The sequence below is a fragment of the Sphingomonas folli genome (assembly GCF_019429525.1).
In the GTDB taxonomy this organism is placed as follows: Bacteria; Pseudomonadota; Alphaproteobacteria; order Sphingomonadales; family Sphingomonadaceae; genus Sphingomonas; species Sphingomonas folii.
In genome coordinates this window covers 50,549-77,216 of record NZ_JAHXZL010000012.1, presented here as the reverse complement: position 1 = coordinate 77,216, position 26,668 = coordinate 50,549, and the positions used below count along the sequence as shown (strand labels likewise).

Annotated in this window: 19 protein-coding genes; 5 read left to right on the top strand and 14 right to left on the bottom strand. The window is 65.4% G+C overall.

The features are described from left to right. Positions 1-82: 82 nt before the first annotated feature. Genes KZ813_RS16980 through KZ813_RS16970 form a run of 3 tightly spaced genes read right to left on the bottom strand, consistent with a single transcriptional unit; the run spans position 83 to position 4,330 of the window. On the bottom strand, positions 83-3,391 hold the full coding sequence (locus KZ813_RS16980; protein ID WP_219756177.1) for a hypothetical protein: 3,309 nt from the start codon (positions 3,389-3,391) through the stop codon (positions 83-85). Between the two features lie 38 nt (positions 3,392-3,429). Further along, the gene (locus KZ813_RS16975; protein ID WP_219756176.1) at positions 3,430-3,723 is read right to left on the bottom strand and encodes a hypothetical protein; all 294 of its coding nucleotides are present in this window, start codon (positions 3,721-3,723) and stop codon (positions 3,430-3,432) included. Next, the gene (locus KZ813_RS16970) at positions 3,716-4,330 is read right to left on the bottom strand and encodes a transposase family protein (protein WP_219756175.1); all 615 of its coding nucleotides are present in this window, start codon (positions 4,328-4,330) and stop codon (positions 3,716-3,718) included. The genes KZ813_RS16975 and KZ813_RS16970 overlap by 8 nt, the downstream gene beginning before the upstream one ends. A gap of 731 nt (positions 4,331-5,061) precedes the next feature. Here KZ813_RS16970 and KZ813_RS16965 point away from each other — a divergent pair. Then, positions 5,062-5,253, top strand: coding sequence for a hypothetical protein (locus tag KZ813_RS16965; protein WP_219756174.1), 192 nt, complete (start codon positions 5,062-5,064; stop codon positions 5,251-5,253). 153 nt (positions 5,254-5,406) lie between these two features. Here KZ813_RS16965 and KZ813_RS16960 read toward each other — a convergent pair whose 3' ends face one another. After that, positions 5,407-6,186, bottom strand: a complete 780-nt coding sequence (locus KZ813_RS16960) for an HNH endonuclease family protein (protein WP_219756173.1) — start codon at positions 6,184-6,186, stop codon at positions 5,407-5,409. Then, the gene (locus tag KZ813_RS16955; protein ID WP_219756172.1) at positions 6,183-7,589 is read right to left on the bottom strand and encodes an AAA family ATPase; all 1,407 of its coding nucleotides are present in this window, start codon (positions 7,587-7,589) and stop codon (positions 6,183-6,185) included. The genes KZ813_RS16960 and KZ813_RS16955 overlap by 4 nt, the downstream gene beginning before the upstream one ends. 1,105 nt (positions 7,590-8,694) lie before the next feature. Between KZ813_RS16955 and KZ813_RS16950 the strand changes: the two genes are divergently transcribed. Further along, positions 8,695-10,446 (top strand): reverse transcriptase family protein, encoded by a 1,752-nt coding sequence (locus KZ813_RS16950; RefSeq protein ID WP_219756171.1) that lies wholly within the window; start codon positions 8,695-8,697, stop codon positions 10,444-10,446. A 647-nt stretch (positions 10,447-11,093) separates the two neighbouring features. On the opposite strand, the gene KZ813_RS16945 is transcribed toward KZ813_RS16950, so the two are convergent. The 3 genes from KZ813_RS16945 to KZ813_RS16935 all read right to left on the bottom strand — a co-directional run bounded on the left by KZ813_RS16945 (position 11,094) and on the right by KZ813_RS16935 (position 13,648). Beyond that, entirely contained in the window at positions 11,094-11,819 is a 726-nt protein-coding gene (locus tag KZ813_RS16945) for a phosphoribosyltransferase (RefSeq protein WP_219756170.1), read from the bottom strand. 406 nt (positions 11,820-12,225) lie between these two features. Beyond that, entirely contained in the window at positions 12,226-12,687 is a 462-nt protein-coding gene (locus KZ813_RS16940; RefSeq protein WP_219756169.1) for a hypothetical protein, read from the bottom strand. A 133-nt stretch (positions 12,688-12,820) separates the two neighbouring features. Then, positions 12,821-13,648, bottom strand: coding sequence for a GDSL-type esterase/lipase family protein (locus tag KZ813_RS16935; RefSeq protein ID WP_258046900.1), 828 nt, complete (start codon positions 13,646-13,648; stop codon positions 12,821-12,823). Between the two features lie 175 nt (positions 13,649-13,823). Between KZ813_RS16935 and KZ813_RS16930 the strand changes: the two genes are divergently transcribed. Together KZ813_RS16930 and KZ813_RS16925 are read left to right on the top strand one after the other, a co-directional pair. Then, on the top strand, positions 13,824-16,727 hold the full coding sequence (locus KZ813_RS16930) for a TonB-dependent receptor (protein ID WP_219756168.1): 2,904 nt from the start codon (positions 13,824-13,826) through the stop codon (positions 16,725-16,727). A gap of 359 nt (positions 16,728-17,086) precedes the next feature. Continuing rightward, positions 17,087-18,664 carry an alpha/beta hydrolase-fold protein gene (locus KZ813_RS16925; RefSeq protein ID WP_219756167.1) on the top strand — a complete coding sequence of 526 codons (1,578 nt, stop codon included), beginning with the start codon at positions 17,087-17,089 and terminating at the stop codon, positions 18,662-18,664. Positions 18,665-18,906: 242 nt separating this feature from the next. Here KZ813_RS16925 and KZ813_RS16920 read toward each other — a convergent pair whose 3' ends face one another. Further along, on the bottom strand, positions 18,907-19,983 hold the full coding sequence (locus KZ813_RS16920) for a potassium channel family protein (protein WP_219756166.1): 1,077 nt from the start codon (positions 19,981-19,983) through the stop codon (positions 18,907-18,909). A gap of 337 nt (positions 19,984-20,320) precedes the next feature. Here KZ813_RS16920 and KZ813_RS16915 point away from each other — a divergent pair, with 337 nt between their 5' ends. Then, a complete protein-coding gene (locus KZ813_RS16915; protein ID WP_219756165.1) occupies positions 20,321-20,707 on the top strand; it encodes a response regulator in 387 nt (128 codons plus the stop codon). Positions 20,708-21,092: 385 nt separating this feature from the next. On the opposite strand, the gene KZ813_RS16910 is transcribed toward KZ813_RS16915, so the two are convergent. The 5 genes from KZ813_RS16910 to KZ813_RS16890 all read right to left on the bottom strand — a co-directional run bounded on the left by KZ813_RS16910 (position 21,093) and on the right by KZ813_RS16890 (position 26,423). Further along, positions 21,093-21,368 carry an HU family DNA-binding protein gene (locus KZ813_RS16910; protein ID WP_219756164.1) on the bottom strand — a complete coding sequence of 92 codons (276 nt, stop codon included), beginning with the start codon at positions 21,366-21,368 and terminating at the stop codon, positions 21,093-21,095. Between the two features lie 348 nt (positions 21,369-21,716). Further along, positions 21,717-21,887: a hypothetical protein gene (locus KZ813_RS16905; RefSeq protein WP_219756163.1), complete on the bottom strand. Its 171-nt coding sequence runs from the start codon at positions 21,885-21,887 to the stop codon at positions 21,717-21,719. Between the two features lie 333 nt (positions 21,888-22,220). Further along, complete coding sequence (locus tag KZ813_RS16900; RefSeq protein ID WP_219756162.1) at positions 22,221-22,388, bottom strand: hypothetical protein; 168 nt, start codon at positions 22,386-22,388, stop codon at positions 22,221-22,223. Between the two features lie 279 nt (positions 22,389-22,667). Next, entirely contained in the window at positions 22,668-23,153 is a 486-nt protein-coding gene (locus tag KZ813_RS16895) for a hypothetical protein (RefSeq protein ID WP_219756161.1), read from the bottom strand. Between the two features lie 891 nt (positions 23,154-24,044). After that, entirely contained in the window at positions 24,045-26,423 is a 2,379-nt protein-coding gene (locus KZ813_RS16890) for a bifunctional diguanylate cyclase/phosphodiesterase (RefSeq protein ID WP_219756160.1), read from the bottom strand. Positions 26,424-26,668 lie beyond the last annotated feature (245 nt).

Genomic DNA, 26,668 nt, shown 5'->3' with positions numbered 1-26,668 from the left:
GGCGCCGAGCGGATCCATTCGCCGGTCGGAGCCGCAGAGGCGTTCAGGCGTCCGGTACGCATCCAGCGTGTCCGCACGCAGATCATGCATGCAGACCGAGTTGTGCCGCCACGCGGCCGTAGACCTTGAGGAAGCGGAGGTCCGCCTCCGCGTTCCGGACCTCGCTGCGGACGCGACCATAGTGGTCCTGGATCATCCTGCGGCTCGTCTGGAGCGCCATGGCGGCCTCGAGGTACGGGTCCTTGCCATCGGTCGGGTGAAGCAGGATGTCCGTCGCCCGGATGTCGCGGTACGCGTGCGGGCCGAACGGCTGGCAGTTGATGATGCCGGTGCCGCGGTAGGGGTTGCCGGCGACGTGAAGCGCCGTGTGCTTGAACACGAGGCGCCACATGTCAGATTTGGGTATCGGGACACCCGACGTCTGAAGGAAGAACTCGTTGGGAACCGCCAACCCCGTCGCGAGACGGTTGAGGAAGTAGGGGCGGCACTCGTTCTTGACCTTGTCGATCTTCTCGTAAAGTCCGCCATAGTCGGGTAGGTACTTGCGGTAGTATTCGCGATTTCGCTTGCGCCCGAAGAGGGGGGCGCTGCGGAAGTTCTTGAACTGCCGCCAATGGATCTGCAGCATCCACATGCCTCTTTCGTTGTCGAAGACGAGGTTGGGCGTGGGGCCATCGATCATGATTTCGCGAACGTTGGTCGATCTCAGGCTCGTCAGCGCGAACAGATCGTTCACGAGCACGTTTCGCCAGTGGGTGTGCCAGGCGAGGGGATCCCTGGCCTTGTTGGGCTCGCGTTCGGCTCCCAACGCCAGATGGCGCAGGATCAGCTCCAGCGGCTCCTCGCTGTCGAGCACGACCGAGATCGACTCCATGGGATCGCGGGTGGAGTCCGCGATTAGGTCGAGGTCGTCGCCGGCCTGCCGATACCTGAGTTCGGCAGCCCGCATCGACGTCAGGAACTCGGAACTGTTGAGGGAGGCGAGGTGCCCGGGCATGATCGGCACACCGCTGTCAGCGGGAGCGTCCTCCTCCTCGTCGTCATCGAAGGTCCGCCCTTCGTCGTCGATGTAGGCGTACGTCGGTAGGGCGCGCGCGTCGGGAACGATACGTCCGGCAAGGTCGAACTGCTGGGTGATGAAGCCGAAATCCTGCGCCACGAGCGCGGCGCTGGTCCGCAGGAAGTCGACCTGCGTCGCGGTGAACACCTTGCCGCGTTTCCGACCCTCCCATTCCACGTCGGCGAGCTCACCGGCCTTGTGGTCGATGTAGGCGAACACGAGCGGCGGATGGATGAGGTCGGCGATGGTGAGATGCGCGGGGTCCCGCCCCAGGCCACCGGCTGACTTCGGCTTGATCTGCCAGCGCAGGAACTGCACGAGCGAGGACAGGCGCATCGGTGCGGTGGTGTTCTCCCTCCACCGCTTGCCGCCGCGCCGCAGCAGGTCGGTGCCGAACGGCTTCGTCATGTGATCGGCGAGATAGGCGAGCTCCTCCTCGAGGGTTTCGCTGATGCGGCCGAGGTCCTCGCCGAGCTCCTGCCGCCTGATCTCCTCGCTGACCCGGCGCGCTGCACTCTCGCGCATGGCGGCCCCATGGGCGGTGTCGCGCTGCAGCAGCCTGGTGCTGATGAAGTCGATCATCGCGAGGAACTCGGCCTCGTCCATCTGCCGCCAGTTGTCGGCGGCGTGCGGGCCGCATCTACGCGGTAGTCTGCGGGCGTGGCGTGCGGCCCTCTGCCAGCTGTCGTCCCGGTCGAGGATTTCGGTGAGCCGCGTGTCCTTGAGCTCGAGCACGCTCTCCAGCGCGCTTATGACCTTGCGATCACCCCGCTTGGGCCAATGCTCGCCTTCGATCCAGGATCGGAGCTTCTCCAGGTTCACGCCTGCCTTCTGAGCCACGACCTCGGGTAGTCGGCCATCACGCTCCAGCGCCTCGGCGAGTGCTGCGTGGAACTCGTCGCCGAGGCCATCGTCCTCACGCCGCTCGATCAGCCAGTTCCTGACCCATCTGGCCGCACCCAGGAAGGTGGAAGGCGTTCTGCCGCACGCGTCATCCTCAAGCATGGCGTCCAGGAGCATCTCGAACTCCTCGCCGGTCGTGCCGAAATCGTCGCGCACCAGGCGGTTCTCGCCCCTGGGCAGACCATCGCGCTCCGCGACGTAGTCGCGGATCAGCTGAATGGCCTTCTTCGTCGTGGTTTTGAATGACGACTTCGAGTTGCCGGAGAGATGGGCGCTTCGTTCGCTGGGCGCCGTCTGGATGAGGTAGTCGTAGTCGTAGAGGTCCATGGCGGGCTCGTCCAGTGGAGCCACCTTGGCACCTGCCTTCCAGATGAGCCGCTTGAACTGGATGTCCTCCGCGAGCGATGGCCCGGGCTTGCCGGAGCGCCGGACGAGCTCGTCGAAGTCGATCGAGTCCCGCCTAGTCGACTTGGCAGGCAGGGGAATACCGGCCGTCACGCACTTCTTGACGTGTTCCATGAGCTCGTCTCTGCGAGCCGCTATGGCGTCGCGCTCCGCCCTCGACTTGCCCTTCCACACGGGGCCGAGGCCGCGTGCCGCCACGTCCGCCTCCGCCAGGTCCTTGCACGCCTTGTTCGTGACGGTCGTATGGGGAAGGTTAGTTTCGGCGCTGAGCGCCACGTACGAGACGCCGCCCCGCTTGTTGGCATAGAGCTTCCGCGGCGGCTTCTCTCCCTTCAGCCCCGCGATGTACTCCGCCACCGCGATGTGGCCCACGCGCTGGGTCACCACGGTGCCGTTCCGGTTCTTGGTCAGCATGTCGGCGAGACGGAAGAAACCGGCCCACGCCGTGATGACCTCATGGCAGGCCGTCAACTTGATCACGGCCGCCTTGTCCGCGCCCGACTGCCGCATGATCTCGCGCTTGTTGGGCCCGCCGTTCCACTGCGGAAGCGTCCGGTCGCCTTGAGCGACCTTGACGAGATGGCGAATGACCGTGAGTGGCGCTCCCTCCTTCATCGCGGCCGCCGCCCGCTCCATCTCAGCCACGAGCTTGCGCGTCGGCACCGCCACGCCACGCTGCGGTATGTCGGGCAGCGCGTCCCGCATGGCGTTGCGGTAGACGTAGCGGGACGGCTTGAAGCGCGGCCCGTACTTCTCGATGATGTCGACGTGCTTGCGATTGCGCCAGCCGCGCGGGATCTTCGCCTGCTCGCAGATCCTGCTGTAGCAGGCGCGGTCCCCCTTGTAGGAGATGCCCTTTCCAAGCATCGCCTTGCCGAGCAGGAAGTCGAAGAGTCGGCGGCGCTCACCTTCCGACGCCGCCACGTCGGTAGTCAGGTCCGCGACCAGCTCCAGGTCGATGACCACCGCCTCCGAGGCGTCCTCGCCCCACCCAGCTTCCATCTCTCCAACTACCGTCGCCATGTTCTTCGCGTCCCGATCTCTGTTGACGTTCCGTGCGCTCAGTCGGTCCCGCCGATGAGATTGTGCCGGAAGGATCGCGGGCTCCAAGAGAGCGGCCCGATCACGATGCCGACGGCTTCCGCGACGCTTTCGGCGTTCATCGAGCCGGTGCGAGGTGGAAGCCGGCCGCGCGCCGGCGTGTCGTCGAATTGCTCGATGGTCGAAGCCTTGCCGGCGCCGCCCTTCTTTTCGCGCTGCCACTCCGCGGTACAATCGGTTGCCTGGTCGTTGCGCAGAGGTCGTACGATGCTGAGCGTACGCCGCACCGGCTTCCTGAGGTGTCCCTCACTCACCCGTCTTCTCCATGGTCCACGTTGCGCAGCCAAGGCGGTGGCATTCTCGACAGAGCCGCATCGTCGGAAGGCTGATGGCGGCCGCATTCATCGGCGCGGGATGGTGGTGTTCCAGACCGACCTCTTCGAACCGGCGACGGCAGAACTGGCATTCGTCGAGGTGCGCCGTGTCGGCGTTCCGTGCACGGCCGGCCGGCTTGCGGCCGGTGCCGACGAGACGCTGCACCACCATGCGATGGACGCCGACCTGCTCGGCGACCTGCAGCAGCGGGATCGTCGTGGCCTGCTCGACGATCTGATCGCGGCACCGTACCGTGATGCGATGCTCCTCGAGCGCGAGCGGGAGCGGCTGCGCGACAATCGCGTCGCATGCGGCGCACCTGTGACGCCGCCGTTTGACGACCAGCGAGGCGCGGCGGCCGGCGAGCGGAGCCTCCACGAACTGCTGATCGCGCGACCCGTGTCGGATGAGCGCGTCGTGGTCGGCGGCGCATCTCGGACAGGCGTGCTCCGACTCGGGTGCAAGCACCCGGACAAGCACGCGCGTCGCCGTGTCCTCCGTGCCGAGCACCTGCCAACCAGGCAATTTCTCGATGAGCAGGGTCATGTCGCTCCTACAGCAATCCGACCTATCTACCAGATAGTGGCAATTAATGCCAGGGGTGGTGCGAGCGGCTCTTTGCGAGGCGTGCCATCGGATGGGTGAGGACGTGGAGCCGTTCCGGATCTTCCGGTACACGATGCGCGCTGGGTCGTGGCTGCAGGGTGATAGCGATGGCGCGCTCCGGTGGTGGTCGCACCGCCATGCGGCTTCCGCTGTTCACGGGCGATTTACCGTCGATTTAGTGCCACTGGATGGTAGGTTCGGACGTTACCTAAATTAATATGTATCGCCCCCGAGGGACGGGCGCGCTGAGCAGCAACAACACTACTTACTCAGGTTCGCACCGGAATGATTTAGTTCATGGCGGTGGATCCTCTTGGGCTCGACACAGATCGACATATTGCAAAAGGCTGAAATAGGAGCCTGAGCAATCGGAAATTTAGGTGAAGCGGGAAAGCCATGAGCGCGTGAAAATCACGTGAGTGCCAACGTACCTCGATGACGTCCGGTGCGGGATCTGGAACGCCCATCCGGTTCGATCATCACCCCCTGACCTCCTCGCCGATCGGCAGGTGCGGCGATCCTCCGGTGCCGATTGTCCCGAATGCTGCGTGGCTGCAGCCTTGGAGAAGCCGGTCTCCAGCGCACGGCCACGCTTTACGGCTGAGCGAGGCCGAGGTCCGGCATCGTCCGCGAGGATGGCGGTGGACCCGCGGCGATACTACGGTGCTCGGATGCAGCGAGATCCCGAGAGCCTCATATCCGAAGCGGCTGCCTATCGCGAACTCGCGCGCGCATATGAGATTTCATCGATGAGGGACGCGCTGGAGGACGCCGCCGCGGCGCTGGAGGCGCTTGCCGTCGAGGTGGAATCCTATCGCACGTCCATGTCCGAGCGGCTGCGGACGGATCTCGAAGGTGCATGACATCCGGGCGCTCGAGCGTGAGGTCCGGCTCGAAGCCTAGGCGGCGAGGTCGGGAACGAACCCGCCCCCTGTAGAGAGCGGCTGAACGTCGGACTGCGCCGCAACGGCCTCATCGCCGTCCGGGATTCCGTCATCGATACGGCTCGCTCGGCTTCAGGCCTCAGGCGGCAGTGTCCTGCTCTCCAGAAAGGCCGTCGCCATGGCGCTGAACGGGCTTTCGGGGCGAGGGGCGGCCTCGAGCAGCCGCCTCAAGTCGGCGGCGATCTCGCGGACGGTTGGATCGTCCACGTCGTGTATCTTCCAGAGTCGACGGTAGGCCTGCGCTATCTCGAGGAACCTGCGGGTGCGCTTGACGTCCTCGGGCCGGATGAGGCCGAGCACCTCAATCGTGGTCCAACCGGCGTCCGTCGTTCCGCGAGGTTGATCGTCGATCCATTCCATATGACCGGCTGGATCCTCCTCATCCGGTTTGATGAGCAGGGGGCGCTCGGCCGCGATCGGATCGTGATGGGTCCTAGCCCTGTCGGCTTCGTCGACGAGAGGGAATGAGGTTCCCTTGTTCGAGCTGTTGCACACGACGCAGGCGAGCAGGAGATTTTCCCAGTCGTAGGCCAGCCAGTAGTAGCCGGGTGGGGTGGCCCGTCCACCGCCGACCGGGCTGACACCACCCTTGGGACGCCAGTGCTCCACATGCCTATGCATGTAGGGGTGCTCGATCTCCACTTCGCAGAAGCAGCACTTGCCGTGTTGCGCCTGAGCGAGGGCGTCTCGGACCTCCGGTGCTCCGTAGACGTGCTCGGCGACGGGGATCTTCTTGGTGCCAGCGGCGATCTCGGTCGCGTTCAGATCGTAGAACTGCCTGTGCGCCTCGACGTGGCCCGGACCGAGCCTGGTGAGGATCTCCGGCGCCGCCCCCTTGTGGATCCTGATCATGCCCGTTCCGCGAGCTGCCTCTCGAGCTCCACCACGCGCTCCATCAGCTTGTCGAACGCGGCGTCGTAGGGCGCATCGCCGCCCTCGATGGCGTGAACCACCCTGTTCAGCGTCTTGAGGCGCGCTCTCTCCTGCTCGGAGAGGTCGCGCTTTCGCAGAAGCTGATCCCGTTCGATCAGGATGTCGGACGATTTCAGATCGACCCCGGTCTCGAGCCCGAATGCGACGCTCCCTAGGATCTCGTCGTATCGCCACGGCCGAGGCAGGAGCGGATCGTTGATCACCTCGGCGGAGCTTCCATTCCATCTCACCACCGCGACCGGATCACCGTTGGCGATGGCCTCCTGCGCCACGATCGGGCTGTGGGCGGTCACGATGAACTGCACGTTCGGGAAGTGCTCGAGAAGCCTCTCCCTGATCCTGCGCTGCCATCGCGGATGAAGATGCAGATCCACCTCGTCGACGATGACGATGGCGTGTTCGTCGAACGGCGACCTGTCGTCGGGACGCAATCGGTGGAGCCGCCAAGCTAGATCGATGATCCATGAGACCATGACCCTGTACCCTAGACTGAGCCCGGACAGCGGCACCGTTGCGGAGGGAGTCTGGAACGCCGCATTGGAAGGCGCGACGCCGCCGCGTCTCCTGGTGCTGGAGGATGCGTCCACGTAGTCGACGTCCGGCATCATGGACTGGATCGCCGCCTCCATCCTGTCACGCAGCGCCTGCATCCTCCCGGCCTTCTCAGGTTGCCCCGACGCGAGGGCGACGAGCTGATCGCGGTAGAGCGTCTCGAGGACCTCCTCCGCATCGGCAAGTTCGATGAGGTCGTCGAAGAGCCCGTCGGTTGGACGCTGGTCACCTATGTCTTCGAGGTTGCGCGATCCGGTATGCCTCGATGCACCGTAGCCGATTATGAGTGGGCCCTTGCCGGTGAGGGCGCTCTTCTGAGGGCGTGGGCTGGCGGATGTCAGCTTGCCGCCGCGCGAGGCGCTGTTGAAGCCAATCGAGATCTGGTGACCCGTCGCGCTCACGAGTGAAACGGCCATGCTGGCGGACACGTCGCCGTCGCCCTGCCTGATGAGATCGAGGATCTGCGGATTCTGGTAGTCGAAGACGTCGGGTTCCACCCAGTCCGGATCCGGCAGCTCGTCGTTCTTCGCGGGAAGGGGGATGACCTGGCCATCCGCTCCCCGTTCGAAGGCGGGCACCGGCCGCATCATGGCGAGGGCCTGCACGACGGTCGTCTTGCCAACGCCGTTCTCTCCGAGGATGACGCACCACCGGGCCGCGCCCCCGTCCTCTGCGCGGAAGTCGAACCGCTGCTCGCTGCCGAACGATCGGACGTTGCTGAGCGTGAGTTCGAGGAAGTGGAACTCGTCTCTTTTCACCGCGCTGTCCATGAAGTGCCCCTTAGCCCCTTTCTTCGCTGGTCGCATGCGTATTCGACGGTCGATCGCCGAGGCTGCAGGCATCATCCGTGACGGCCTTCGAAGCCGGACCATGTCCTGGCGACATGGAAGGCCTTCGAGGAAACGGACACGGGGCAGGCCGGGGACCTCGGGCCGGAGTCGGAGGCGATCCCGTCGTCGACATGGAGAGCGTTGATCGCCGAGGCCGCGCGAGGCAGCGCGTGATGCTGCCATGCAGTCGTTGCTACGGCGGCGGCGGTCGGTTGCGACCGACCCGGCCGGACGCCCTTGCAGAGAGGTGAGTGGCTCACCGAGATCATGGACGATGGGCGTGGCTGCAAGATTGATGAAAGGGCCTGGCTGAAGACGATGGCGGGCCGGCGCTGCAATTTCTCGCGCGCGAGATGCCGCTTCGTGCGGTTCACGAGTGGCACTCGGAGCCAGAAAGGGCGGAGGCGGGGGTACTCGAGGCGGTGGTGATCCGATGCAAGCTCGCGCAGCCGCGCGCACGGCGTCATCATCGCTACGCGGCAGCATCTCGACAGGCGGCCGTTTCCATGCCGAAAATGATGAAGGCCTGACGCTCGCCGCAACCGATCAGCTGTGGCGCATGCTGGACCAAACCCGGCGGGAGGCTCTTCGCCGCGCGCCCGCGACGGTGTGCGTCAGTGGGGCGATGGTCTGCTCTTCCTCAAGGCGTCACCGCCTCGTACGGTCCATCCTCAGGTCTGCGACGTCCAGCTTGAGTTGGGTCAACGCACGACGGGTGGGGGCACGTCACGCCTGCGCGGTGCGACCTGCTCGGCTCGCGACCGTACCGCTTGCGCAATGGCGGCTGCTCCTCCCGAACTGCAAAGCCATTGCGTCGTCGAACATGGCAGGCTCGGACGTGCGGACCGCAGATGGCGCGTTTGCGGTCACCTGTGATTGGGATTGCACTCGACGGGCCCGACGCTACCCTCCTGCCTGGAGGGTCGGTCGTCCACAAGGTTCAAGGCGCGAGTCGCGCCTGCTTGTTGAAGTACCACTTGCTTCCTGCAGCCGGCCGGCCCTCTCCATGGATGGGATTGTGGCGTTCAGATACGATCTTCGACGCGTGACGAACCGTGAGGCGCTGATCGCGGCGATCGGCACCGATCTCGCCACCTTCGACGCGGTTCTGGACTTCGTGCCGCCTCCTCGGCGTGTCGGGTCGGAAGCGCCCGAGACGGAGAAGGTCCAGGTCCTCGAGATTCCCGTGTTCCTCCGCCACGACATACCGAAGCGTAGGCGCAAGGGCGAGTTCCGGACGGCTTGGGAGCCTGTTCTCGCCAAATCGGAGTACAAGGCACTCGCGCGCAGGCTGGACTCCTTCTTCCGGCTGACGCTTGCCGGCTTCACCCACGATTGCGCCTTCGGCTTCCTGCCAGGCAGAAACATTCGCGAGAACGCGACCGTTCATTCCGGTCATCGGCATCTGCTCGGTGTGGATGTGCAGGATTTCTTTCCGACGATCACGCGCGCGCGGATCGAGCGGCTGTTCACGGAGGTGGGCGTGGAGACATCGGTGGCTGAGCTGCTGGCGCGCTTCGTCACGATTGGAGGATCGCTGCCGCTCGGTCTACCGACCAGTCCGGTGCTTTCGAACGCCGTGTCGCTGCCGATTGACGTAGCATGTGACGCGCTCGCCGCTCGGCGCGGTGCTGTCTACACCCGCTACGTCGACGACATGAGCTTCTCGAGCGATGACGAACTCCCCGATGTGGAAGACGTGCGTCGGATCCTGGCGGAGAACGGCTTCGGGTTGTCGGAGCGCAAGACGCGTCGCTCGAGGATCGGCCAAGCTCATTATGTGACCGGACTGAGCGTCAGCGATGGGGTCGGGCCCCATGTCCCACGGGAACGCAAGCGTCGGCTACGGCAGGAGCTCCACTACGCCCGCAAGTTCGGTCTCGCCGATCACCTGCGTCATCTGGGCGTCAACGACGATCGGGTCATTCAGCAGCAGGTCAATCGACTGGATGGCATGGTGCGATTCGTCGTTCATCACGAACCCCGCATCGCGCCGCGCCTTCGGACGGAATGGCGGGCGCTGCTGAAAGACAACGGCATGAGCCCCAGCTTCGTGCCGCGGGGACAGCACCGCGCACCCTTCTACATGTTCATAGACGAAGCCGAATTCGACCGTGATGGAGAGCGGATACTCGCGCTGTGCATCGCGATCACTCAGCACGGACCTCTGATCGCCGGCGAGGGTGCGGCCATCCTGGCTGCGGCGATGACCGACCCGTTCTCCGACGGGAACGTTGACGCGCTCAGACGCCGCGGGCTGCACTTCGCCGACGCCACCGAGGATCTTCGCCTCGCCTATGTCACGAGACTGGCGTCGATGCGGTTCGAAGGCTTCGTCGCCTTCGCCGACCTCCCGGATCCGGCTGCCTACGAGGAAACATACCTGCGTCTGCTCGGAGCCATGATTGAACGTAGGCTCATGGCGGCGGAGAGCCAGTACGCCTACGTGTTCTGCGAGGCGAACGACAAGGTCGGCCGGGGCGGGATCGAGGAATGCGTCGCGACGGCGCAGCGTAGGCTGAAGGACCGCGATGACAGGCGGCCGGTAGGGGTCGGGGTGGAGTTCGTGAACAAGCCGCACCTCGGGATCAGTGTTCCCGACTTCCTGTTGGGTGTGCTTGGAAGGTACCTCAGGTCGCCTCCCGTGCCTGATGGCAGACCGGAGAGGAGGGAGCGGCTCATGTTCGAGCGGCTCAGGGACAAGTACAGGTTGATCCTCGATCTCACCGACTGGACGGAGTACTCTCGCCGCCGCCCAATCCGGCCATGGAACGACGCTGGAAACGACGCACCATGAGCGCATCAGCGGAAGTCGCCTTGCGGGAGGTCGCCGCATCGTCGCTCCTCCGGACCGTCCGTCGTACGACGATCAGGGCGGCGATCGCAGCAATGGGAGGCCATGATGGCTTTCGCCAAGCTGCCGTCGTGCGAGCGGCGCGCGGCGTGCGGGGCATCGACAACGCGGATCGCGATCCTGCCAGCCACGTGCGGCCTTTTCGCGCAGGATCCGCATGATCAATCGAGCATGCGCCTGTCGGTCGGCCGACGAGGAGTTGATCGATGGCTCGCACGACCAGCAGCGGCGTCGTCGGCATCATCGAAGGTGATGGCGGCTCAGCTCCTCTTCACCTTCGTTCGACCAGCCGGTCCGATCAGCCTCCTAGGCTGCCGGGTACAGGGAGGGGTTCCAGCCGGGACGCTGCCGAGACCCTGAGGACGATCTGAGGGGAGAGGGACGCTGGATCTGCCGTCGCCACATGCCGCGGGTCGTAGAGGGCATGTGCAGGATCCATCTAACCGGCGATGCGGCCGCCAAGACCCGGCGCTGCCAACACCTTCCGATCGGCGATCGGCACCGATCAGGTGGAAGGCTGGGTGGACCCGCGCCGGGAGGAGAAGTCCGATCTCGGCTTGCGGGAGGCGAACAGGCGGTCTAGCCGGGCGTCAAGGTCGGCCGTCTGCCGCGCGATCGAAGCCAGCTCTGATGTCGTCAAGGGACGGCTGCTCGAGAAGGTATCTACCTTCAGGCTCAGTGAGACAGTCGAGCGCGAAACCCGCCCGCTGTTGAATGAGAGCTGCAAGAGCGCCATCGTGCGCTCCATTAAGCGCATCCAACGTGCCCTTTGCAAGTGAAACCTGTACATCCCGTCCACCCTTTTCCGCCAATGCCGTCATTCCAACCACACGACCGCCAGCGCTCTCGATGAACCCGCGCAGACAGGCCAGCGTTCCGCCAAGGGTGAAGACGTCGTCCACGAGCAGGTAGTTGGCTCCCGCAGCCACCTCGCCGTCGAAAGTCGGGGACTGGGACAGTCTGAAGAACGGACTTCTGATCGAGTCCCGTCTGACCGCATTGGTCTGGAAGATGGCATTGCTGACACCAAGGCCGAGTTCCTGCGCGACGTAGCGCGCGAACGTGCGGCCGAGCGCGTTGTTCGTTCCGCCCAAGGGACGTGCGGGCGCCACGACGAACGGGCGCGGATCCGTTCCGAACGTCTGATCGTAGATCCTCTCGAGTGCCTCCTCGCGGTGGAGCTTCTCACAAAGAAGCAGCGCACGCTTCTCGTCGCCGTGGTGCTTGGCCAGCTTGTAGCACCAGTGGCCGAAGACCTCGTCTCGAGCGCGGTGTATGATGACCGGAGGGCATCCTCCATTCCAGGGTAGGCGCACGTGAACTCCGATCTCGCGCGGCTCGTTAGTGGGTCGCTTGTCGCTTGGATAGACGTCTGGTCGTACGCGTCGGGCATGGCCGGCGCATGTGCACAGGAGGCGGGATGGCCAGCCATCGGCACGCTCGTGATCTCGCTCTTGTGACTAGGGCTGCCCGGAGCGCTTCACCCTGTATGTCGCGGACGAGCGCCCGAAATCATCCATCACTCAGGACGCGCGATTTCGCTCGCTCCGGTTCAGGTCAGGGAACGAGCGTCGGTGCCTTGCCCATCGATCGGATGGTCGTGATCCGCGCGGGAGGACGGCGAACCCGCGCGCATCGTCTTCTGCCCGTCGCGAATGGCGTGACGGGACAGGGTGATCGCGCAGGAGCGTCCGGTGCCGTGTGGCGATCGTCCATCGTCGCTCAGCTGATGACGACCTGATCACCGTGTCGAGCGCGTGCTTGATCGGAGCCGGTCCTGTCCGAGCGTTCGTGGCGCCATGCGTGAGCCGCCATGACGCGGCCCCCGTCCTCCGACAGATGATTGCGCACTTCGGCCAGGTGCCGGCGCATGGCGGCGACGAGATCGCTGCACGCATGTCCGTAGGCACTCCAATCCGAGAGCATGGTGCGAGCGTCGAACCTGCCGATGTGAGTGGAGTACCTGGCACGCAGCTCGACCACGTCGTCATGCATGCGCCGCAGGCGCAACGTGCCTTGATCGGGACCCGCTGCGCGCACGCGGTCCGACAGGCAGCCGATGTACGCGTTCACGCATCTGACGAGAGTGACCCGGGCCCTGACGAGGATCTGGGTTTCGGCCGGTACCTCCCCGAGGACGAGAGGCTCGAAGGTGTCAAGCGTCGCCGCCATCTCGTCGGCCATGCGCCAAAGATCGTTCATGCGCCGTGGCTACGACTGGATACGTCACCGAAAGATTAAGTAGAGGGTTCGCTGTCGCCGGGCGGCAAGGAGCGGCAACCGCGAGGCAATCCGAGGATCTCGGGCCGGCCTCCTTTCATGAGGCGGGGCGCGACGCCGCGAGTGCCTGCGAGATGGCGCCGCTCGCCACCGGAGCCATGCGGGCATATCCTTCGCGTAGAGGGTGGACGCCGTCGATCGTCATCTCGGGACGCATCAGACCGCGCGCGTCCACGAGCACGGCGTAGTAGTCGGCGTACGCGTATCCCCGCCTCCTGCAGAGGTCCCGCAGCCACGCGTTCAGACGTCGCAGTCGTGCCGGGTCACGCTCGCGCAGCACATCGCGAGCCGCTGGCATGTCGCCGTTGACGGGCAGGAGCGAACCGAAGACCACCTTGATGGAGTGACGATCCGCCAGATCGCCGAGCGCCTCCCAGTTGGACTCGATCTGTTCGTCGCTCTCCTGCTGGAGGAAGCCCTGCACGTCATTCACGCCGGCCAGGATCACCACTGCCGCTGGGCGTAACGCGATCACGTCCTGGTGGAAGCGCAGGATCAGCTGGCTTGTCACCTGGCTGCCGATCCCGCGGTTGACGTACGGCTTCCCGGGGAAGGAGCGTGCCAGATCCCAACGGTCGGTTATCGAGTCGCCTAGGAAGACGACCCTCCGTTCGCCCGTGCGTGGCGGCCCGAGCACGCGATTGGCGTCGGCGTACAGATACCGCTCGCCGAAATCCTGCATCAGACTCGGCACCAGCAGGGTACGGAACGGTCCCAGCCACGGTCCCCAGTCTCTCTCCGGAACGGTACGCCGCTCTGGCGAGCTCTGATGGACCGGTTCGTCGGCGGGGCTCGCGGCTCCTGAGATCCCTGACGTCGCCGTGACGGCGAGAGCGCCGAGCAGGCACTTTCCGATGCGTCGCATTCCGCCTCTCCCCTCGTCAGAGCCACAATGGGCCGATCACCTCAGGCAAGCAATTCATATATGAATGTGGCACGCACTGCTGTAGAGAACGCTCTCAGGACGCCGAGGTGAAACGAGACGTCCGCAGGTCAAGGGCTGGCCGGCGTAGCTTCCCGCCGGCGTAGGGAGGATGAGGATGGTGACGGGTAACGGTCTGATCGCGCGCGGCGCGCGCGCGCGGCTGTCGCTGACGGCATCGGCGACGGCGCTGCTGCTCGCGGGCGCGCCCGCGCACGCGCAGACGCGGGAAGGCTCCCCTCCCACGGCTCAGCAGCCGGGCACGGGCAGCGGCGTCACCGCGCCGAGCGGCGACCAAGGAACCGTCGATCCTAATAGCGGGAACAGCGATGCAAGCGGCGGCGACATCGTCGTCACCGGCGTCCGCGCCAGCCTCAGCAGCGCGCAGGGGATCAAGCGCAACGCCGACCAGATCGTCGACTCGATCGTCGCCGAGGACATCGGCAAGCTGCCCGATCGCAACGTCGCCGAAGCGCTGCAGCGGATCACCGGCATCCAGATCCAGCGCAGCTTCGGCGAGGGCAGCTCGATCGCGATCCGCGGGCTCAGTCAGGTGCGCACCGAGATCAACGGGCGCGACGTGTTCACCGCCAACAACGGTCGCACGCTGAGCCTGGAGGACGTGCCCTCCGAGTTGCTCGCCGGGGTCGACGTCTACAAGAATCCCTCGGCCAATCTGATCGAGGGCGGCATCGGCGGCCTCGTCAACCTGCGCACGCGCAAGCCGTTCGACTTCGACGGCTTCAAGCTCTCCGCGAGCGCGACCGCCAACTATTACGACCTGTACGACGGCACAAAGCCGCAGGCGAACCTGCTCGTGTCGGATCGCTGGCAGACCGGCGTCGGCGAGATCGGCGTGCTGCTCGACGTTGCCTATCAGGAGACCGCGTTCCGCCAGGACCAGATCTCCAGCCAGCCCTTCTACCTGCTCAACGACCAGCTGAACGCGAGCGGCCAGCCGGTCAACGCGACCGACTATGCCACCGCCCAGGGCCTAGGCCGGCTCGGCCAGCCGACGTACCTCTCGCACGGCGTCGGCATCGGCCAATATCTCGGCGATCGCCGCCGCCTCGGCATCGACGCCGCGGTGCAGTGGCGGCCGACCGACACGATCGACGTCACCGCCGAATATGTTCGCTCGGACTACAAATTCCGTTACGGCGACTACAGCTTCTTCGCCTACACCGGCGACAATCCGATCACGCCGGACTTCACCCAGCCGTTCACCTACGACAGCGAGGGCAATTTCCGCAGCGGCACCTTCGTCAACGTGCCGATCAACGCAAACACCAGCCTCGAACAGCGCCATTCCGTCACCAACGACTATTCGCTCAACGCCAAATGGCGGCCGAGCGACCGGCTGACGATCAACGGCGACTTCCAGTATATCCGCGGCGTCACCGACGGGCAGCGCTCGATCGTCATCCTCGCGTCCACCGCCGAGCGGCTGACCACCTCGGTCGGCAGCGGCGTGCCGTCGATGATCATCTCGCCTGACAGTGATCCTGCCAACGGCAACGGGCTGGTCAGCGATCCGGCCAATTACGCCTCGGGAGCGGGCTACCTCGATCATATCGAGCATTCGGTCGGCACCGAATATGCCGGCCGCCTGGACGCCGAGTACAAGATCGACGGCGGCTTCCTGAAGTCACTCGCGGGCGGCCTGCGCTATACCGATCGCTCGGCGGTGACCGACAGCTCGACCTATCAATATTACGGCCTCACCCGCGCGCTCTCGCCCGACCTCTATGAGCAGCGGCTGTTCCGCGGCGACCTCTATCGCGGCTTCCAGGACGTGCCCACCAGCGCGGTGTTCTTCAACCGCGATACCGTGCTCGACTATGGCGCGACGCGGCAGGCGCTGGCCCCGTTCGTCGATCCGTCGCAGCAGGCGGCGCTGCTCGCCGGCGTCGGCTACGCGCCGTCCGACCGCAACACGCAGGGCGAGAAGACCTATACCGCGTACGGCGTGGCGCGCTTCGGCAGCGGGGGCGCGGTGCCGATCGACGGCAATATCGGCGTGCGGCTGATCAAGACCAAGGTGAGCACCGCGGGCTTCGTCGGCTCGTCGCCGCGGGTGCAGACCGGCACCGACGCGATCACCGGCGCGCCGATCTACGGCAACGGCCCAATCACCTTCAATCCGGTGAACGTCGACTCGGACTACACCAAGGCGCTGCCGAGCCTGAACCTGGCGTTTCACTTCACCGACAAGCTGCAGCTGCGCCTCGCCGCGTCCAAGGCGCTGACCCGGCCGGGCTTCGACCAGCTCAATCCGAACATCACGATCTTCGAGAACAATCCCACCAACGGCCAGCGCACCGCTACCTCGGGCAACGCCGACCTGCGCCCGCTCACCGCGGACCAGCTCGACGCCAGCCTGGAATATTACTTCTCGCGCACCGGATCGATCTACGCGGCGGGCTTCTACAAGAAGGTCGACGGCTTCATCGCGACCATCACCGCACCGGAGACCTATTCGTTCAACGGGGTCGACTACGTCTATCAGGTCACCCGTCCGGTCAACGGTGACGACGGCAAGATCAAGGGCTTCGAAGTCGGCGGCAACACCTTCCTCGATTTCCTGCCGGGCTGGCTGTCGGGCTTCGGCGCGCAGGCGAACTTCACCTATGTCGACAGCAAGGCACCCTCGCCCGACGCGCAGGACACCAGCGGCGCGCAGCTCACCGTGCCGCTCGAGCAATTGTCAAAGTACAGCTACAATCTGATCGGCTTCTACGATCGCGGCCCGCTGTCGGCGCGGGTCGCGTATAACTGGCGCTCGAAATATGTTGTCACCACGCGCGGCAACGGATCGGGCAACCTGCCGATCTTCAACGACGCGCGCGGGCAGCTCGACGCCTCGGTGACCCTCACCGTGACGCCCAACTTCGGCCTGACCGTCGACGGCACCAACCTGACCAACACCGAGAACCGCACCTATTACGGCGTCGCCAGCCGCCCGCAGTCCTCGGTGCTCAACGACCGCCGCGTCAGCATCACCGCGCGGCTGACCTATTAGGTTAGCGAATGGCGAGAGTGGGGCGGCGACAGCTTCCTGATGAGTCGATGAAGCATGCTGTGAGCGGCACAGGCGGCGTCATGTCCCTCGTCGGGTCGTGTCCATGCCGCCCCAAGGTCACATGCACATGGACCTCGGTCCATCCGTTGCGCCAGTAGGGCTGCTGCTGGGGAGGGAATTCGATCCCAACGCCGCCGTGCGCCGTAAGGCGTTCGGGGCGGACCAGGTACGCGGGACGGGGAGCCATTCCGCGCGTCCACTTGGTATAGCGAGCGTAGCGACGTATGCCGTGTCTCGCGCGATCCAACGCGCGCTGACGGCGACGCTGTGGTGCCTCGCCGGCTTTGGGGAGCGACACGATGATCCCGACCCGGCTGCGATCATTGCTCGTTCTGGCGGCGATGGCACTCATCGGTGCGACGAAGCCCGCGGATCGCGTGACGGTGACGCTGCCGCGGGCACTCGCAGCCGACGCTGGCGGGCGCCTGCTGTTGTTCGCCGCGCCGCTGCGCGCCGGCGCGGACGCGCCAAGCATGGTAGACCTGGACGCGGCCGGGGTCGTTGTGGCGGGGAGTGACGTGGCGGGCTTCGGTCGTGACCGCCGCGCCGAGATCGACACCGCGAAAGCGGTGCCGGTCGGTCTCGAGAGCCTGCCGCCGGGGACGTACGGTGTCCAGGTGGTGCTCGATCAGGACGGCGACTACGGCTATGCCGGTCGCGGCAGCGGCGATCTGGTGTCGCGCGCGCTGACGCTGCGGTTGCCGCTAACCGCGCCGGTCGAGATCGCGCTCGACCACATGCTGCCACCCGCGACCGGCCCCTTCGACACTGAGGGTCTGCCGCCGGTCGCGGCGGCACAGATCCAGGCGTCGCGGCTGCATCTGCACGACGAGGTGATCGACTCACCTCTGCTGTCCCGCTTCTACGGCACGCCGCGGGCGGTGCGTGCCTGGGTGCTGACGCCGCCCGGCTATGATCCGCGCGCACGAACAACCTATCCGACCGTCTTCACCGCGGGCGGCTTCGGAGCGACGCACCGGCTCGATGCCCAGCAGCTGTCGCGACAGTGGCACCTGATGGAGACGGGTGAGATCCCGCCGATGATCTGGGTGGCGTTGGACTATGCGACGCGGACCGGCACCACCGAGTTCGTCGACAGTGCCAACGATGGGCCGTGGGACGCGGCCCTGATGCGCGAGGTGATCCCCACGCTGGAGGCGCGCTATCGCATGGATGCCCGGCCGAGCGGACGCTTTCTCACTGGGCACAGTTCGGGCGGTTGGTTCGCGCTGGCGACGATGATCCGCCACCCGACGCTGTTCGGCGCGAGTTGGGCGAGCGCGCCCGACCCGGTCGACTTTCACGATTTCCTCGGCGCCGACCTCTATGCCGCACATGCCGAACTCTACCGCGACGACACCGGGCGAGCGCGGCCCCTGGAGCGTGCGGGAGGCGCGGTGCGGCAGACCGTGGAGCAGGCGGCGCAGCTCGAGGCGATGCTCGGCCATGAGGGCGGGCAGTTGCGCTCGTTCGAGTGGGTCTTCTCGCCGCGCGGTGCCGACGGCCTGCCGGTGGCGCTCTTCGATCGCGCCAGTGGCGTCGTGAACCCGCACGTGGCGCGCTACTGGATCGAACACCATGATCTCGCGCGACAGATCGAGCGCGCCTCGCGGCGGCGACGCGCAGCGCTCGACGGCAAGCTGCACGTGATCGTGGGGGATGCCGACTCCTACTATCTCGATGGATCGGTTCGTCGATTCGAGGCGGCGTTGCGCGAGGCAGGCGTGCGCGCCGACGTCCGTTACGTTCCCGGTGCGACGCACAGCATGTCACAGCTCTACGCTCAAGATGGCGACCGGTCCGCCTTGTGGAAGGAGATGACGCGCGTGATGCTGGCGGTTGCCGGACGCTCGCGCGCAGAGCGTCGGCCTGGCTGAAGTTGGAGAGGCTATCGGGCTCGGCGAAGACGCGAGTCGGCGGGACCAGCGGATGGGTCCCATCCGCATGTCGCGCCATCGGCGACCATCCGCCTCGACGCGCATGGATCCACTCGATGCGATCCTGCACCGCGGACGCGAGGGAGCCGCATGGTCTACGACCCGCCATCGACATCGCGGCCGCTGTCCCTCGTCCCGTCATCGGGCTTCGCAGCAAGGCGACGCCCTACACGAAGGCGTGTTCACGATCGTGAGCGGCGGCTCTCCCTGGCCGGAGCCGCACCTCCCGAAGGTGAATCGTCCTCGACAAGCTCAATGACCCGGTCCCCCTCCCGCAGACGCTCCGCAAGCGAGCGTGCCACCTCGATGGAGCCGCTGCCGCGGTAGATGCGCAGGATCTGGCATCCTACGACGTCACGGGGCGAACAGCCTATCTCCTCGGGTCTCACCGCGCGTTCGCGGAGTTCGATCCGACCACCCCGGGTCACGAGATCTGTCACGTAGTCGGCGACGTGTGGGCCGTTCGTGCATTGCGCGAGAAGCTGGCCGCCGAAGCTGACCGGATTGACGATGACGCTCGCGCCTGCATCTCGGGCGAGTAGCTCGTTTTCGATCGCGGCGATCGACACGGCGATGGCGGCATCTGGTGCGAGCCGCCGGCAGGTGAGGATGACGAGCACGGCGGTGTCGTCGCGGCCAGGGCAGATGATGACGCTCCTGGCGAACTCGACCTTGGCGATCTCGAGCACCTTGTTGTGTGTCGCGTCACCTTCGACGGTCGCAACGCCCCGCTCCTCGGCCAAACGGAGACGCGCCGCATCCTCGTCCACGACGACGATGTCCTCCGCCGGGTGACCGCGTTCGAGCAGCTCGCCGACTGCGGCTGATCCGGAACGTCCGTAGCCACAGACGATGATGTGGTCCTTCAATCCGTGCCTGATCAGCCCCATGCGCCACCGTTCCCATCCCTGCCTCAGCATGAAGCTGTACGCGCTTCCCAGGAAGATCAGGAACACGAAGATCCTGATGGGTGTGACGATGAACGTGTCGAACAGTCGGGCGGAGTCGCTCACCGGGACGATGTCCCCGTAGCCCACCGTCGTCACCGTGATGACGGTGAAGTACACGACGTCGAGGAAGCTGACCACGCCGTCCGTGTTGTCCCTCAGACCTGCGCGATCGATCCAGTGTCCGCCAAGCGCCACTCCCACGAGCGCCAGCACCGCCGCACCGCGGATCGCGAGAGTTGTCGCCGGGGTGAGCCGACCCGATCGGTAGAAGCGCGGCCGATCAGTCGACGCCGTCGGACGAGCCGCCATGCGGCCTGGGGTCAGCGCTGGTTGATTACGCCGGCCATGCGTCATGGACGTGTGTCGCGATTGTGACGAGCCATAAAACATCCTGCGCGCGACTACTCGCTCGGCGCAAGGCGGCGCTCAAGCTGAGTGCATGGCTGCCCGCCTCGCCGCGACATGGACGAGGAAGGCTCACGCAGGCGGCCGCGGAGAAGAGCCGATCCGGAATGCGGGGGCTCATGGGACGCTCGAGGACGCCATACTAAAGTGAGGAGTTGATCCAAGTCTAAGACAAGATGATTGACCAAATGCCCTTTCGGCGCGGAGCATGAGGAAGACTTCGATCATAAAGGCGGGATGGATGTCGGACGCGAACGGTCGAGCTGTCGTCATGCTGGTGGAGGATGATCCTGACATCCGCGCGATCACCATGCTCGCGCTGATGCTTGATCCAACTCTCGAGATCATGGAAGTCGGATGCGGGCGGGATGCGATGCGCAGGCTTGAACGCGCTCCTCCTCCCGATCTCATGCTCATCGACAATCAACTGCCCGACATGGACGGGGTCTCTCTCGCGGAGGCGGTAGGACGCCGAGTGTCGCCAACCCCGTTGATCGCATTCATCACGGCCTCCGTACGTGCGGATGATCAACGCCGATATCGAGACGTCGGGGCGGTGGCTGTCATCGCGAAGCCGTTCGATCCGCTTTGTCTTGCGAAGCAGGTGCGGGCGCTGCTGAATAGGTAGGAAAGAGGAACTGCCTGAGTCAGCGTTTCTCGTCGCCACAGCATGATCGGTGCTTCAAGAGCAAGACGGATGTCGTTCACGCAGGAATTTTCCAAATCCATCTGGGGAATGGCAACCGGAGCATGGGACGCGCATTCCTGCATCGGGAGGATCCGACGATGCTGGACAATCCGGTATTCTGCCGCAGGCAGGCGGAACGCGAGAGGGCGCGGGCCGAGACGACGCCGCTGGCGATGGTGAGGCAGAAGCTCCTTCAGTCGTCAATGAACTGAGATCGTTTAGCGGAGCGGGGCGAGGCGTTGCGACGTCGCCAGGCTCGGCTGGGCGCTCTCGCGCTCACCCAGGTGCCGTGAAAAGGATCGGGTCGATTTAGATCGGACGTCTGTCAGCCTCTAAGCCTGGACTTGAAGCCCTTTGCGGCGCTGAAGGTCACCTTCTTCGATGCCGGCACCGCCACCGGCTCCCCGGTCCTCGGATTTCGCGCCTGCCTTTCGGCTCGGTCCTTGACCGTGAATTTGCCGAACTGCGAGATGTGTATCGTTTCACCACCTGAGGCGGCGTGGGCCATCTGATCGAAGACGATCAGGATCGTTTTTCTGGCTTCGCCCTTGGTCGTGCCGGCGACCGCCGCGACGCGGTGGGCGAGTGTGTCGATGTTCATCCCTGCTGCTGCTCCTCTTCGTCCGTCGAGCAGCTACCTTCCGGGTAGGCGGTGTGCAAAGTCCCGTTCACTGACCCGCTCCACCGTCCGAGGTGGGCCGTGGCGCTGGCGCGCCATGCCGCGTCACCAGGCCACTTGGATCGCCCGAGACTTCCACCGGAGGCTCCGCCGATGCTCATTCGACCGGATGTCTTAGCGTCATGATGCGGCTCGCGCCGACGACGGCGGAGCGAAGGGCGGATCTCGATATTCGCGCGGAGGGCGACGGGCGATGTGCAAGAGGCTTTCCGTCGCGCGACGCATGAGTGCTGCGGTTGGTGCCCGCGGAGCGGCGGGTGCGGAGTGCCACTAGCGTCGATCGTAGCGCAGACTGTCCTCGAGCTTGTCGGCAAGCCGCTCGAAGGCTTCGGCGGATCGCAGCGCCTGTGCCGCCTCGCCGCCATACCGCGTGTCTTCGGCGATCTCTCGCAAGGCCTTCGCCTGCTCCCGGTATTGTTCGACCTGTTCCTTCGTCGGCATCACCGTCTCCTGCGACAGTTCGGCCGACTTAGGTCAACGCGCGAGTACATCGCAAGTGCTCGCGGATGCTGTCGCTGACGCTGGCCGCACTGTGCGAGCGGCGCCTGCGAGTCGGATGGGCTCCATCGCTTTGTGAAAGTGGTGAGTACACAGGTGCCTCAACTGACGCTCCTTGTGATCAGCCGTGAGCGGCGCCTGCCGACGTCGACGCCGACGCGTTGGCTGGAGACCGGTATGGCTGGCCGCCTTCGGCCCGATGCGCCGGAAAACCTGTCCAGGCTCAGCGGCGCTAGCCTGCGATGCCACGTCGCCGTGATGTCGCTCGACGCTTCTTCACGATGGCGGAAAGCCTTTCAGCGCCTCCACGACCCGGCTCCAGGCCTCCTTCGAGCTGCCGGTAGCCGCGTTCATCTGAGCAAGCGCGATGGGCAGCGCGCGGGTGCCGAGTCGCGCCCGCAGCGCCCGAGCGTAGGCCGACGTTAGTGCCGTATCGTCTTCCATGCCGTACTGCCGCCGTGACGCGACGCTCGCGAGACCGGATGCAGGGCGTCTGGATCCTTCTGGTCCGTCACGCCGGAGCTATCGCACGGCGTGTACGGCCGCAAGTGTCCCTACCTCAGGTGCGGTCGCCAGCCATCGCGTCCTATGCGACGTGGCGATGCCTGATGGGCGCGCCCGAAAGTAGGTCTGAACTCTCAGCCGCGACATCGGCTCAGCATCTGTCGACCTTGAGACCCTGTTGCAGCCGGCTCGTTGCGCCGGGTTCCTCCTCGCGGCAAGTCACTCGAGACGCCTGACCGAAGGCTGGCGGTCAGCCGCCGCACGTGCATTCTCGGCATCACTTCCCTTCGTTGCGAGAGCGCGAAGCGCCGGAAGCAGGATGGACTGCTCGAGCCGGATGCGATCCTCGATCCCGCGGGCGACGCGCGCGGACGCCGTCCTGTAGCCGCTCCAATCGCCTAGCACAGCGTCAAGCGACCATTTCGAGACGTGCCGACTTGACAGGGCGCGCTTCCTGCTCAGGTCGCCATCGAGTGCCGACAACTGGCTCAGGATGGCTGGGTTCCGGGCGACCGCAGGGAAGACGGTGTCTTGGATGTACTTGGATCTACGTATGCTGGTGGCGATCAAACCGTGTCTGGCACGGCAGAGGACGGCCGCGTCGGGCGTCGGCGATGCGCAAGCCCGGCGCAGCAGGGCCAGCCACTGTCTAGTGGCTCCGTAATGTCTGTCGAGATCGTCAAGCATGTCGATGTGCTCGGTCATCCGAGGACGCTAGCCGACGATTGCCTACGAACGGTTAAGCGCGTCGCATCATCGTGATCATACCGTCGCCATCCGATTGCGGCATGAAGATGGAGAAACGCTGCCCGCATTCGATCTCGTGGTAGCACCGGCAGTTTGCCGCTCGCCAATCTCGTGACAGCGCCAGTGTCTGCAACAGGGAGGCGATACACCTTCGCTTGTGCGGAATCCAGCGTGAGATCCTCATGTTCAGTGCAGGAAGGAACAATCCTACGCGACGCGTCGAAGCCTGTAGGGAGTGTGGGTTTGTGCGAATGGGTACAATGGCGATATACGCGCGCAAGTCGTAAGGCGGCAATTACGAGACGGTGGTCGCATCTTGCTCGACTTCTCATCGTGAAAGGATTGATGAAGAGCCCGCGCCGTGTATTATGGCCATCGATCTATCGTTGGCTGCAACGTAAATCTATGGTCTTTCGCGCCAGGTACGTCATGGGCTGACCGGAGCGCTCCTCCGGCTCAATACAACGCTCGCGCGGAGTGCGACGGTCGCGCTGCACCTCCACTATCACCACGGGCGAGGTGGAAGGCTGCGCAAGCTGATGCGGCGATGGTGGGGGCTGAACCGCCGCCGCCTCGATTGTCAACCATGCGGCGTCGCCGCCGGAGATCAAGGTCGCCGAGGGAATCAGGATCGCAGCGGGAGCCATGCGGGTGACGTACGATCCGGCAGGAAGCCAGGCGAGTAGGGCCTGGCGCACCGGAGTCCTGCCGTGCCGGCCGACCGTACTTGCGAGGGCGCAGCGCTGGCCGTCACCCCGTCCTGCGATGCCGCCGCGAAGCGACGATCTGACGGGCGAGGTCGATCCCCTGGGTCGATGGAGCCAACAATTCTCCAGGTGGTGGGAGACGTCAGGCCACATCCCGTTCAGCTTGGCAACGGGGCCACAGGGCGCGCGCAGGCCAGGTGGGTAGAGGGTTGGCAGCCGTCGGGATGACGGGGCGGCCGACCAGGTAGCCCTGTATCGCATCACAGCCGATGCTGCGCAGCAGGTCCACCTGCTCGACCGCTTCGACACCTTCGGCATGGGTGGTCACGCCGAGGTCGTGTCCGATCGCCACCGTGGCGCGCAGGATGGCCATTGAGCGAGGATCCGAGATCGCGCGCTCTACGAAGCTGCGGTCGATCTTGATCCGGTCGAAACGGAACTCCTGAAGATGCGAGAGCGACGATTGTCCGGTTCCGAAATCGTCGAGTGCCACTCTGAAGCCCATCGCTCGCAGACGCTCGAGGCGGGATGCCGCCATCGCCGGATTACCTATCAGCGCGGTCTCGGTTATCTCCACCTCCAAGCGCTCGGCCCCGAGACCGTGGAGTGCGATCGCCGCCGCTAGCTCGTCAAGCACCTTGTCCGACCCGAGCTGGACGGCGGACACATTGATCGCGACGCTCAGGTGGGGAGGCCAGGTAGCCAGCTGTTCGCACGCGTGATGGATCACCCAGCGGCCGATCTCACCGACGAGACCGCACTCCTCCGCCACCGGAACGAACACGTTCGGGGGTATCCAGCCGCGCCGCGGATGATGCCAACGTATGAGCGCCTCGTAGCCGCTCACGGCGCCATCGGCCAGATCGACGACGGGTTGGAAGGCGAGGGCGAACCCGCCGTTCTGAATGGCGTCGTGCAGTCCTTCGATGATCTCCTGCCGGGTGGTCAGCCGCTCCGCGAGCCCTTCCTCGTACCGGCAGGCGCGCCGTCTCCCCGTGCGCTTGGCTTCGTAGAGCGCGATGTCGGCCTGCTTCATGAGGTCCTCGGACGAGATGCCGAGCCTCCAGGTCGCTACGCCGATGCTGCAACCCGGTACGATCCTGCACCCGTCGATGGTCACGGGACCTGCCAATAGCTCGACCGCCGTCTGTGCGATCCGCATCGCCCGGTCCTCACTCTCGAAGACGAGGATGGCAAGTTCGTCTCCGCCCATGCGCGCCAGGAATCCGGTGTCACCGAGCATGGAGCGCAGGCGATCGGCGCAGTGGAGGAGCAGCTTGTCGCCGACCGTGTGGCCGAATGCGTCGTTCACCTGCTTGAACTCGTCCAGGTCGATCAGCAGCAGCGAGAAGGCGGAGGCACGATCCATCATGAGGTTCGTCTGCTCGGCCAATGCGCGGCGGTTTCCCAAGCCGGTAAGCGTATCATGATGGGCGAGGTGAGTGAGTTCGCCCATGGCACGACGCTCCGCGGTCACGTCGGTGAAGGTCAGAACCACGCCCTCTCCCGGTACGGGTCGGCCGTGCATCAGGTAGGTGCGTCCGTCCTCCATGTCGCATTCGCGGTCGAAGCTGTCCGCAGAGGTGGACCATGCCTTCAACGCGACGCCGACCATGTCCCGCTTCTGCGGAGTCCACCGACGAAAGCGTGCCACCACGTCCAGAAAGCGATCGATGGTCATGCCCGACGACAGTGCGTCGCTCGGCGTGTCGAAGAGGTCGAGGAAGCGCTGGTTGTAGTGGCTCAACCTGCCCCGGGAGTCCACGAAGACGAGTCCGTCCGACATGCTGCCGATGATCGCCTTGAGGGTCCGCTCCTCGCGCTCGCGTCTCGATCTGATCTGCGAGGCGAAAAGGAGGCAGGATAGGGAGGTGGCGGAAACGGCGAAGACGATGCAGGCGGCGATGAGCCCCGGAGACACCAGGCTGCCATGCAGCGTGGACATGCGGGCCAGAACGGTGTCGCCGGACAGGCTGATGAAGTGGATGGCGCAGACGGAGGTCGAGAAGAAGAGCGTTCCAGCCAGGCGGGGTCGGGGCCATCTCCGCTTCATCTGCCATATCGCGAACAGACCTACGCCGCTCGCGGCCCCCAGGACGTTCGTTCCCCAGGAATAGCCGTGACGGCATGCCATCATGCCGGCGAGCCCGGTCGCATGCATGCACCAGATGCCGCCGCCGGCGATCACCGCCAGCGACAGCCGAGCCGAACGCCCGAGCGGTCGGGTGAGGACGGCGCACGGGATGCCGACCAAGGCGATGCTCACACCTGCCGAGACGCCGGTGAGCAGCGGGTCGTACTCGATCAGAAGATCCGGGCGGTAGGCGAGCATGGCGCTGAAGTGGGTCGCCCAGACGCCGAGGCCGGCGGAGAGGGTCAGGGCCGCATGACGCCACCCGAGCTTCAACCTGGGAGCGCGTGAGAGCTCGACAGTCAGCAGTGACACGGACCAGGCCGCGGTCACGCAGATCCCTATGGCGACGGCGAGCAGATAGCCGGAGTACGGAAGATGCTGGATCACTGGAGCGCCGGATCGTGCTGGAGGCCTTCGCTGATAGCGCGAAAGGCTTAAGGCTTCCGCCCTTACCGCGAGAGCGTCGGCATGGTCCACATCCGTCGCATCGCTTCGGCATGGGCCCCCGAAGGAAAGGCTTCCGGAACGACGCGCAGGTACGAAGGCGCTAGATGCCTAAGCCGCTGCGTCCAGTCGGCACGGCGCGCCATCCACCCGACCACATGCACCACCGACGATCCCGCTCCGCCCGA